Annotated in this window: 9 protein-coding genes, 1 tRNA gene and 2 rRNA genes; 6 read left to right on the top strand and 6 right to left on the bottom strand. The window is 36.3% G+C overall.

The annotated features are described in order from the left end of the window. Together BHE19_RS16025 and rrf are read left to right on the top strand one after the other, a co-directional pair. A 23S ribosomal RNA gene (locus tag BHE19_RS16025) occupies positions 1–127 on the top strand; the annotation flags it as partial. Positions 128–281: 154 nt separating this feature from the next. Continuing rightward, positions 282–391: ribosomal RNA gene (gene rrf / locus BHE19_RS16020) — 5S ribosomal RNA — on the top strand. A 655-nt stretch (positions 392–1046) separates the two neighbouring features. Here the strand turns inward: rrf and BHE19_RS16010 are convergent. Further along, positions 1047–1508: an Lrp/AsnC family transcriptional regulator gene (locus BHE19_RS16010; protein ID WP_070907944.1), complete on the bottom strand. Its 462-nt coding sequence runs from the start codon at positions 1506–1508 to the stop codon at positions 1047–1049. Between the two features lie 121 nt (positions 1509–1629). Between BHE19_RS16010 and BHE19_RS16005 the strand changes: the two genes are divergently transcribed. After that, positions 1630–2859: an aminotransferase class V-fold PLP-dependent enzyme gene (locus BHE19_RS16005; RefSeq protein WP_070907943.1), complete on the top strand. Its 1230-nt coding sequence runs from the start codon at positions 1630–1632 to the stop codon at positions 2857–2859. 62 nt (positions 2860–2921) lie between these two features. On the opposite strand, the gene BHE19_RS16000 is transcribed toward BHE19_RS16005, so the two are convergent. Together BHE19_RS16000 and BHE19_RS15995 are read right to left on the bottom strand one after the other, a co-directional pair. Next, a tRNA-Val gene (locus BHE19_RS16000) sits at positions 2922–2996 on the bottom strand. Positions 2997–3174: 178 nt separating this feature from the next. After that, positions 3175–4401: a bifunctional folylpolyglutamate synthase/dihydrofolate synthase gene (locus BHE19_RS15995; RefSeq protein ID WP_070907942.1), complete on the bottom strand. Its 1227-nt coding sequence runs from the start codon at positions 4399–4401 to the stop codon at positions 3175–3177. Between the two features lie 131 nt (positions 4402–4532). On the opposite strand from BHE19_RS15995, the gene BHE19_RS15990 reads away from it, so the two are divergent. Both BHE19_RS15990 and BHE19_RS15985 read left to right on the top strand, forming a co-directional pair. Continuing rightward, positions 4533–5225, top strand: coding sequence for a MotA/TolQ/ExbB proton channel family protein (locus BHE19_RS15990; RefSeq protein ID WP_017498783.1), 693 nt, complete (start codon positions 4533–4535; stop codon positions 5223–5225). A 3-nt stretch (positions 5226–5228) separates the two neighbouring features. After that, positions 5229–5624: an ExbD/TolR family protein gene (locus BHE19_RS15985; RefSeq protein WP_026110223.1), complete on the top strand. Its 396-nt coding sequence runs from the start codon at positions 5229–5231 to the stop codon at positions 5622–5624. 138 nt (positions 5625–5762) lie between these two features. Here BHE19_RS15985 and BHE19_RS15980 read toward each other — a convergent pair whose 3' ends face one another. From BHE19_RS15980 to BHE19_RS15970, 3 genes are all read right to left on the bottom strand, one after another. After that, on the bottom strand, positions 5763–6659 hold the full coding sequence (locus tag BHE19_RS15980; protein WP_070907941.1) for a hypothetical protein: 897 nt from the start codon (positions 6657–6659) through the stop codon (positions 5763–5765). 241 nt (positions 6660–6900) lie between these two features. Next, entirely contained in the window at positions 6901–8127 is a 1227-nt protein-coding gene (locus tag BHE19_RS15975) for a Glu/Leu/Phe/Val dehydrogenase dimerization domain-containing protein (protein WP_070907940.1), read from the bottom strand. A 143-nt stretch (positions 8128–8270) separates the two neighbouring features. Beyond that, positions 8271–8846 carry a chalcone isomerase family protein gene (locus BHE19_RS15970; RefSeq protein WP_017498778.1) on the bottom strand — a complete coding sequence of 192 codons (576 nt, stop codon included), beginning with the start codon at positions 8844–8846 and terminating at the stop codon, positions 8271–8273. 491 nt (positions 8847–9337) lie between these two features. Here BHE19_RS15970 and BHE19_RS15965 point away from each other — a divergent pair, with 491 nt between their 5' ends. Then, entirely contained in the window at positions 9338–10480 is a 1143-nt protein-coding gene (locus tag BHE19_RS15965) for an acyl-CoA dehydrogenase (protein WP_026110222.1), read from the top strand. Positions 10481–10496: the final 16 nt, after the last annotated feature.

Genomic DNA, 10496 nt, shown 5'->3' with positions numbered 1-10496 from the left:
GCGCGAAACCCACCACAAGATGAGATTTCTTTTAAGGATCGTGGAAGATGACCACGTTGATAGGCTATAGATGTAAAGGCAGTAATGTCATAGTCGAGTAGTACTAATAATCCGTAAGCTTATGTACACCCTTTTCCCGATAGCGCAAGCTATCGGGAGGAAACTTTCTTAACTAAAAAACTTATTTGTTTCTTTATCTCAGTATGTTAAAATATTGTTTTAATTATCAATTGTTAATTATCAATTGTCAATTAAAAAGTTGCCCAAGCAACTAACAGCCTTAAGGTGGTTATTGCGGCGGGGCTCACCTCTTCCCATCCCGAACAGAGAAGTTAAGCCCGCCTGCGCAGATGGTACTGCAGTTATGTGGGAGAGTATGTCGTCGCCTTTCTTTTAAGAACCCTATCCAAATCGGATAGGGTTTTTTGTTTTATACTAGTTTTAAATTCTTACGCTTTTTGTATAAATCTCTGCGGTTAAAAAAAAAGTACACAGATGATACGGATTCGCCAGGCGAAAACGCGGATTGGAACGGATTTTTTTTGATTTACAGGAGTGAAAATTACTTTTGCCCTTTCAGGGCGATGTTTGCTGTTTATTTTGCTTTATACATAGTGCTTCGCACCATGCTCTTTGCTTTTCGGGCTTTCAGCCCTTTTTCCTTGTGTGCTTTGCGTAAACCTTTGCGGGCTTTGCGGTTAAAAACTTTAGTCCTTTTTTCTTTGAATATTCTTTTTATCACAGACTGCGTTAGGGATGGAAGCGATATCCTTTTGCGATTACCGTACATTTAAAATTCCCTGAAACTTCTATCGCAAAAGATTTGGCGGACAGCCCGACCCAAAGGGGAACGCCATAATAATTAGCTAACACGATAAGATGAATATGCAACCGCACAGGGAATGTGTAGTTGAGATGTTTTTTTAAGTGTTTTTTAGTGCTTTATTTTTAGTTTTATCTGGAGAGTGGGTTCTTGCTTGTTTTGGATGAGAAAAGCGATTTAAATCTCCTGTTTTGAAGTGATTTTTGTGGAAAGGAGTATGGGGTTAAATTGCTACATCGTAGCCAACTTTTACCTTGTCCATTATTACATGAGTGTAGAAATGTTTAACATTCGGATCATCCATTAGCCATTTTTTGGCAAAAGATTCGTAATGCTGCATGTCTTTTGTGTTTACAATAATAACAAAATCATAGGTACCGGTGACGAAATAACATTGCATCACTTCGTGGCATTTCCGCATAGAATCCTTGAATTTTTCTAAAGCTTTTGAATTTCCGTCCGCTAGAATGATGTCTACTATGCAAGTAATCGTTAAGCCAATAGTGCTTGGTGCTATTATTGATATATCGGCCTCTATTATTTTATTTTCTCTTAATCTTGCTAATCTTCTTTGTACGGCTGAACTGCTTAAATTTACTAAGTCGCCAAGTTCTTGCGCAGTCAATCTATTGTTTTTTTGAATGTACTGTAAAATTTTTTTGTCGTATTCGTCGAGTGCTTGCATTTTTTACCTGATTTTCAAGTAAATTTAGGTTAAATTAGTTATTTGTAGTATTTATTTGCTGAAATAAAGCAGGATGGTATAAGTAGTTTTGTGTTGTAATATTTAACATAAAAGAAGAATAATGAAAAGAAATGGAAGTGTTTTTTCTGAAGAAGAAATAGAAAAATTTAGAAGTGAAACAATTGGGTGTAAAAATGTAAACCATCTTAACAATGCAGGCGCAGGTCTAATGCCTGATGTGGTAACTCGGTCTATTTTGGAACATATAAAGTTAGAATCTGAAATTGGGGGGTATGAGGCTGCGGCTTTGAAGACAGATGTAATAAAGGAATTTTACGCTCAGGCTGGAAAATTGGTTAATTGTAATCCGTCGAATATTGCTTTTACGGCGAGTGCTACGGATTCTTATACCCGTGCGTTGTCTTCTATCCCGTTTTTGAGGGATGATGTAATTTTGACTGATAATGATGATTTTATTTCGAATCAAATTCAGTTTATTTCATGTCAAAAACGATTTGGAATTAAAATAGTAAGAATAAAGAATGCTGAGGCCGGAGGTGTTGATCTAAAAGATCTCGAGGAAAAATTATTTTCTCTTCAGCCAAGATTACTGGCTATAACGCATATTCCAACCAATTCCGGTTTGGTTCAGCCTGTTAAAAGTGTAGGTGAAATATACAATCGTTATAGAAAAGTGCATACTGATAAAACCTGGTATATTCTGGATGCTTGTCAATCGGCGGGACAAATGAAGTTGGATGTTGAGGAATTGAAATGTGATTTTTTAAGTATTACGATCAGGAAATTTTTGAGAGGTCCGCGTGGCACGGGGTTTCTGTATGTTTCAGACAAGGTTCTTGAGTCTGGACTCGAGCCTTTGTTTATTGATATGAGAGGTGCTGATTGGATTGAAAAAGATGAATATAAACAACAGCCGGATGCTAAACGTTTTGAAGATTGGGAATTTGCTTATGCTCTTGTTTTGGGAAGTAAAGCTGCTATTGAATATTGTTTAAGTATTGGGGAGGATAGAATTTGGAGGCAAATACAGTTGTTGTCAAAATATATGAGAGATGAACTGGCTAAAATTTCTAAAGTTAGGGTTTTGGATAAAGGACCTGAGCTTGGGGGCTTGGTGACATTTTTTGTCGAGGATTCTCAACCAAAATATATTGTTGATGAGTTACTGAAGAGAAAAATAAATGTGGTTCCGAGTTTTAGAAATTTCGCTGTTATTGATTTTGATGAAAAGGGGGTAAAATGGGCAGTGAGAGCATCTCCTCATTATTATAATACTTTCGATGAAATTGATTTGTTTATCGAGGCAGTTAAGGAAATTGTGTCTATTTAATATTGCTAAGTCGTCGTGATAAATAGCAAAAAAAACTCCTTAATTTCTTAAGGAGTTTTTTGTGGGCGATGAGGGGTTCGAACCCCCGACCCCCTCGGTGTAAACGAGGTGCTCTGAACCAGCTGAGCTAATCGCCCTATTTTACTAGGTTGCTATCGTTTGTGATTGCGAGTGCAAATATACGCTAGTTTTTGAGTTCTGCAAAGAAAATCGAATAAAAAATAAAACTTTTTTAAAAATGATTTATATCTCGCTGTTTATGAATTTGTTATTAAATTGGTTTTTTGCAGATTTTTTTGCTCTTGAGGCTTTTGTTTAGGCAAGAGGCAATTCAGCGACTACAAAAGTGCTCCCGCCAACGTAAATAAAATCATTTTTTGAGGCATTTTTTCTGGCTGCAGTAAAAGCATGTTCTACTGAGTCGTAATTTTCCCCTATTAAATGGTGCTTTTTAGCGGTTTGATTTAAAATTTCTGTCTTTAGACCTCTGGACGAATTTGGGCTGCAAAAATAGTATTGTGCATTTTTAGGAAAAAGAGGTAAAATTGAATCGAGATCTTTGTCGTTTACAACTCCCAGAACAATATGTAAATTTTCGAAACTCTCTTTTTGGATTTGTTTCATTACAACAGCCAGTCCGTGCTGGTTGTGGGCGGTATCACAGATAATCTTTGGGTTTTCTCCCAATTGCTGCCATCTACCTTGTAAACCGGTATTTTTTACAACATATAATAAACCGTTTTTTAGATTTTCGTCTGAGATTTTAAACTCATTTTGAGAATTTAAAATGTGGATTGTCTGCTGTACCGTTTTTTTATTGTGAAACTGATAATCCCCAATTAGATCGGAAGGAAAAACTTCTGTGATTAAATCGGAAGCAAAATAAATGGAAGCTTCATTTAATTTTGCTTTGGCTAAGAATACAGGTTGAGTCTCAAAGGTGTATTCTCCAATGACAACAGGAACATTTGGTTTTATGATTCCGGCTTTTTCACCAGCAATTGCTGCCGGGGTATTTCCTAAAAACTGAGTATGGTCTAAATCGATGTTGGTAATAACCGATACTAATGGTGTGATTATGTTGGTTGCATCGAGTCTTCCGCCAAGACCAACTTCAATAATAGCAATATCAGTTTTCTCTGAAGCGAAGTAATCGAAGGCTAGTCCAACAGACATTTCGAAAAAACTCATATCATTGGCTTCAAAAAAGTTTTTGTGTTTGGCTACGAATTGACAAACAAAATTTTCGGAGATTTCCTGGCCATTAATTTTAATTCGTTCTCTAAAATCTTTAAGGTGCGGAGAGGTATACAGCCCTACTTTATATCCGGCTTCCTGTAAAACTGAAGCCAGCATGTGCGAGGTAGATCCTTTACCATTGGTTCCGGCAACGTGGATGCATTTTAACTGATCCTGAGGGTTGCCAAGATGTGCAGCCAGCAACTTAATATTAGTCAAATCTTCTTTGTATGCCGAAGCTCCCTGAAGTTGGTACATTGGAAGCTGATTAAACATCCAGTTTGTGGTTTCCTGATAGTTCATTGAATTGCGTTAAAATGGTTTCGAATTGAAATAATTTTCATTTTTTTTAGTTTTATAAGGGAGTGAAAATTATCTTTATTGCAAATTTCAAATATTTTTTAGAATTAATTATTAAAAACAAGAATTAATATATGTTTAGCTACATTCAATTACAAGCTGATACCATCGCAAATGCCTCAAACGTAGTTATCGAAAAGATTGCACCTGAAAATGAAATTTCAATGTTTGGGTTTATTATGAAAGGGGGAGTTTTCTTAATTCCGATTGCACTATTATTATTTTATACTATTTATATCATTTTTGAACGTTACTTATATATCAAAAAAGCATCAAGAATCGATTCCCGATTGATACAGGATGTGGGAGATAAATTAAATGCCGGAAATATTGAATTAGCCAGGACTATTGTGGAAAGAAGTGATACAGCAGCAGGAAATATTCTGAAAGAAGGTGTGCTGGTTATTGGAAGACCAATTGCTGAGATTGAATCAAACATGGATCGTGCCGCTGATATTGAAATTGGTGAAATGGAAAGAAATTTGGGACATCTGGGACTTATTGCCGGGATTGCTCCAACACTTGGTTTTATTGGAACTATTTCGGGTGTAATTAAGATTTTCTACAGTATTTCGGTTACTGAAAATATTAGTATAGGAAATATTTCCGGAGGATTGTATGAGAAAATGATCAGCTCGGGTTCCGGATTAATTGTGGGGATTATTGCCTATAGTGCATATCACTTATTGAATGGAAAAATTGATGATTTTGCGTTGAAGATTCAGAAACAAATATTAGAATTTGTCAATATAATTCAAAGAGCATAAGGTATGTCTATCAAGAGAAAAAGAAGGTTTCATGCTGAAGTGGCGACATCGTCATTAAGTGATATTATGTTTTTCCTGTTGTTGTTTTTCCTTATTATATCAACACTTGCGAATCCTAATGTGATTAAAATGACATTGCCGAAAGCGAAAGCCAATGAAAAAACAAATAAACAGTTGATTAGTTTGTCTGTTACCGAAGACAAAAAGTTCTATATCGACAAAGTACCTGTTGAATTTGATGCTTTGGAAACCACTCTAATGTCGAAAATTGGAGCTGACAAACAGCAAACCGTGGTAGTTCGAATTCCGTTTAATCTTCAGGTTCAGGATTTAGTTGATGTGTTGCAAATAGGAGTGAAGAATAATTTAAAGTTTGTAATTGCTACCAGTCCGAAGTAACATAAACACATAGCTTTGTCCTCTTGGATTGGAGGAAAAAAGTACAAACTAATTGATGAAAATAAAAAAGGCTTTCAGGAAATTCTGAAAGCCTTTTTTATGGAAACAGATTTTAGTGTAAATCTGTGTAATTTGTGTTTAATCCAGACTGAAATTGTAAATTATTTTTCCAACCTGTTTTGCGGCTGCTTTGTCGTCTGCTGACCATTTTGTGTTCAATGCCGCTATTTTTGCCTGCTCCAGTAAACAGCTTGCGGTATTAGTTGTTCCTTTTATTCCCGCAGTTGCGCTAATGGTTTTTCCATTTTGGTCTACGGTAACTTCTACCACTACTTTTCCTTCTTCATTGCAGGTGTATTTTGGTGCCGGTTTAGACAGTGCTTTGCGTCCGTTTAGCGAATATCCAGATCCTCCACCGGAGCCGCCGCCACTTCCGGGACCATAACCGCTTCCGGTACCAATTCCATTGCCGGTTCCGTTGCCACCGCCAGTTCCTCCTCCGGAACCTCCCGTTCCATAATATCCGTTCGAACTTAGACTGCCGTTCGCTTTTCCTTTGTTTCCAGCTGCTTTATCGTCGCCATCACCACCTTTATTGGATCCTTTTAAAATGCTTGATAAGGCATCGTTTGTAGAATTGGAAACTTTTGGTTTTTCAGGAATCGGTTTTGCTTCCGGTTTTACAACGGGTGTTGCTTTTTTTGGTTTTTCTTTTGTTGGAATTGCAACACTTTCGTCGGTTGTGGTATTTTCCTGAGTTAAAATTGCTTCGTCTGGTGTTGCTTTTGCCGGAGTTTGTCGGGCTTCGTTTTTTACATTTAAAACTTCACTTTTATAATTTGCTCCCGAGCCTAAATCGCTGTCTCCAAAATTTACCGTAACACCTCCGCCACCTCCGCCAGAAGCCAAAGCAACATTGTTCTCCGGATTGTAAGGAGGCCAAAAGCGTATAAGAAATAACAACGCAATAAGTACTGCATAGATAACAGTAGTGAGTAGTAAGGATTTCTTTTGATCTGAAGAAATGGAACTCATTTTTATTCTGAATTTTGAAATTGTATTATATAAAAAACGCTTAAAAGTAGTAAAAATTGTTTAGAATAGAAGAGGAGGTGATTTTATGACTTACTGTTTTTTGCACTCCGATTTAGCCGATTTGCGCAGGTTTTGTAATTCATGGGGAAGCGGAATCAAAAAAGATCAGCTGAATCAGCGTGAAACATAAAAAAAACGGGCCAGATGTTCATCCGGCCCGTTTTGATAAAGTATAAAAAAATTATACTAGTTGTTTCAATGCAATTTCAAAAGCAGTTGCACTGATATTTGTTTTGGATGGATTTAAAGTGTGGGCTTTAACAATCGCATTTTTTATAATTTCTGAAGTATCATTAAAGATATCCTCGTCCGTCATCTGAACTTTTTTCTCCATGAAATAAGCAAAAACTCTTGCCATTCCACAGTTTGAAATGAAATCAGGAATCAAACTTACTTTGCTATCCACTTCTTCCATGATCGAACCGAAGAAAATTTCTTTATCAGCAAAAGGAACGTTTGCTCCACATGAAATAACTTCTAATCCATTTGCGATTAAGTTATCGATTTGCGCCTGAGTTACCAATCTTGAAGCCGCACAAGGAGTGAAGATTTCGGCACCAATTGTCCAGATTTTAGTGTTGATTTCGTCAAATGGGATCATGTTATCGGCAACTAATTTGTTTCCGTCTTTATTTAAAAACAAAGTTCTGATTTCTTCAAATGAAAAACCTTCTTCTTTAATTAATCCTCCGTCACGGTCAATAATTCCGATTACTTTAGCACCCATTTCAGCCAAATAGAAAGCGGCAGCTGAACCTACATTTCCAAATCCCTGAACAATTGCTTTTTTACCTTTGATGTCTCCACCGTAAGTGGCATAGAAATGACGAGCTGCTTCGGCAACACCATAACCGGTAATCATGTCGGCAACCGTATATTTTCGGGTTACATCAGGAGAGAACTTTGGGTTTTCGATTACTTTGATAACACCCTGACGCAATTGTCCGATTCTATTGATTTTGTCTGCTTCGGTAGGTTTGAAGTGTCCGTTGAAAACACCTTCCTGCGGATGCCATACACCACATTCTTCGGTCATTGGAATTACTTCGTGAATTTCATCTACATTTAAATCTCCTCCAGTTCCGTAGTAACTTTTTAATAATGGTGAAACGGCTTTGTACCAACGTTGTAATACTCCTTTTTTACGTGGATCATTTGGGTCAAAATTTATTCCTGATTTGGCACCTCCAATGGCTGGTCCTGAAACAGAAAATTTAACTTCCATAGTTTTGGCCAACGATAAAACTTCATTCATATCTAAGCCTTTTCTCATTCTTGTTCCTCCACCCGCAGCTCCACCGCGCAGTGAGTTGATAACAGTCCATCCTTCGGCTTCTGTTTCGGAATCTTTCCAGTTAAAAACAATTTCAGGTGCTTTATTTTCAAATTGCTGTAATAAATCTTTCATTTTGTTGAGATATGTTTAGTTTGTGTAAAAGTATAAAATAGAATAATGCGAATAATGTATCTCGTGTCAAAATTTTATGGAAGAGAAAAAAGAAAGCCGAAAACAATACGTTTTCGGCTTTTGAATTTTATAAATCTAACAAATTATATTCCTAATAAGTGTTTTTTTAATGTCTCATCAACAGGTTTGTCTGAAAGCCAGATTCCGAATAATGCTTTTTTGAAATCAAATCCTGGAATTTTTCCTTTTAAAACTTCATTTTTGTATACATTGATGGTTTGGTCAAGCGGATTATAAGCAAGAACAAACACATCTTTTTCAGTTATCATGTCACTTAAAAAAGTTTTAAATTCCTCGATTCGGGGACGCAATTGATTAAGATTGCTTGACGCAGATTTTTCAAAACCGGCATTCATCGCTTTCGTCAGTTTGCTTGAAGAAACCATTGAAGAAGTAATTTCAATTCGGATTGCCATTTCGGTATCGCTGTCAATAATAAATTGTGGATCCTGACTTAGCTGCGATAAATATAAGGCCTGAACATAAACTTCCAACCACATTTTTGATCGGCCTCCAGCACCATTAAGCTGTAAAGTTTTGCCCTGAAATTCAATTTTTCTTGGAACTGTTACGCCATTCACATCAAGCTGAGTCTGGGCTGAAACGGTTGAGAATTGTATACTAAAAAGGAATGTAAGTAGAAGTAAACTTTTTTTCATGTTTTATGGAAATTATAATTATTGAGCAAAAATAATGTTAATTTATCAATTTTATAGCGTTCTTAAATATGTTTTTTTTGACTCAATTTTGCTTTTTTTGTTTGTATAAGATTAGTAATCAAATTAGTAAGAGTTGTTTTACGGGAGGCTGTATATTTTAAGAATTGTTTAATCTTTTGAATAACTAAACTTTACTAAAATTTTAGCGATCGGACTTTTTTGATCCTGTATTTTATTCTTGTTTTTTAGAGTAATGATTGCAAATTTGATGCGTGTTACGCTAAATTTTTAAGATTATAACGAAAACGTTATCGTAATTATTGCCGATCTAGTAAATTTATATGCGCGCATTGTTAAACTCACTTTTAAAATTTATCTTTGGGAGCCTTTTTACAAAAAAAGCAATTCAAAAAAACAAAACAAAAATAACCGTCATCTTAATTTCGATATTTTAAATCGGGTTAAGCTGAGAAAAATAAAAAAGGATAACTATGGATTTTAATCTTACCGAAGAACATTTAATGATTCAACAAGCTGCAAGAGATTTTGCTCAAAACGAATTGCTGCCGGGAGTTATTGAACGTGACGAAAAACAAATTTTTCCGACAGAACAAATAAAAAAAATGGGGCAACTAGGATTCCTGGGAATGATGGTTGATCCTAAATACGGAGGAAGTGGACTGGATGCAATTTCTTATGTAATTGCGATGGAAGAAATTTCAAAAGTAGATGCCTCAGCTTCTGTAGTGATGTCTGTAAACAACTCATTAGTTTGTTGGGGACTGCAGGAATTTGGAACTGAAGAACAAAAACAAAAGTATTTACCAGGTTTAGCATCGGGAGAGATTCACGGAGCATTTTGTTTGAGTGAGCCTGAGGCGGGTAGTGATGCTACTTCTCAAAAAACAACCGCGGTTGATATGGGAGATCATTATTTGGTAAACGGAACGAAAAACTGGATTACCAATGGAAATACAGCATCTGTTTATTTAGTGATTGCACAAACGGATCCGGAGAAAAGACACAAAGGAATCAACGCTTTGATCATGACGAAAGACATGCCGGGCTTTTCTATTGGACCAAAAGAACAAAAAATGGGAATCCGTGGTTCTGATACGCACTCTTTAATGTTTAGTGATGTAAAAGTTCCTAAAGAAAACAGAATTGGAGAAGATGGTTTCGGATTTAAATTTGCCATGAAAACGCTTGCCGGAGGTCGTATCGGAATTGCTTCTCAGGCTTTAGGAATTGCTTCAGGAGCTTATGAACTGGCTTTGAAATATTCTAAAGAGCGTAAAGCTTTCGGAACTGAAATCTGCAACCACCAGGCCATTGCTTTTAAATTGGCAGATATGGCGGTTAATATCGAAGCAGCACGTCATTTGTGTATGAAAGCAGCTTGGGATAAAGACCAACATAAAAATTATGATGTAAGTGGTGCAATGGCGAAATTGTTTGCTTCGCAAGTGGCAATGGATACTGCCGTTGAAGCGGTTCAGATTCATGGAGGCAACGGTTACGTAAAAGAGTACCATGTAGAGCGTTTAATGCGTGATGCAAAAATTACTCAGATTTACGAAGGAACTTCAGAAATTCAGAAAATTGTAATTTCAAGAGCTGTTATTGCAGGATAAATCTCTTCGAAACTTA

The organism is Flavobacterium tructae, assembly GCF_001853485.1.
In the GTDB taxonomy this organism is placed as follows: domain Bacteria; phylum Bacteroidota; class Bacteroidia; order Flavobacteriales; family Flavobacteriaceae; genus Flavobacterium; species Flavobacterium tructae.
Note: the sequence above shows the minus strand (reverse complement) of the source record. Positions and strands in the feature narration are given on the sequence as shown.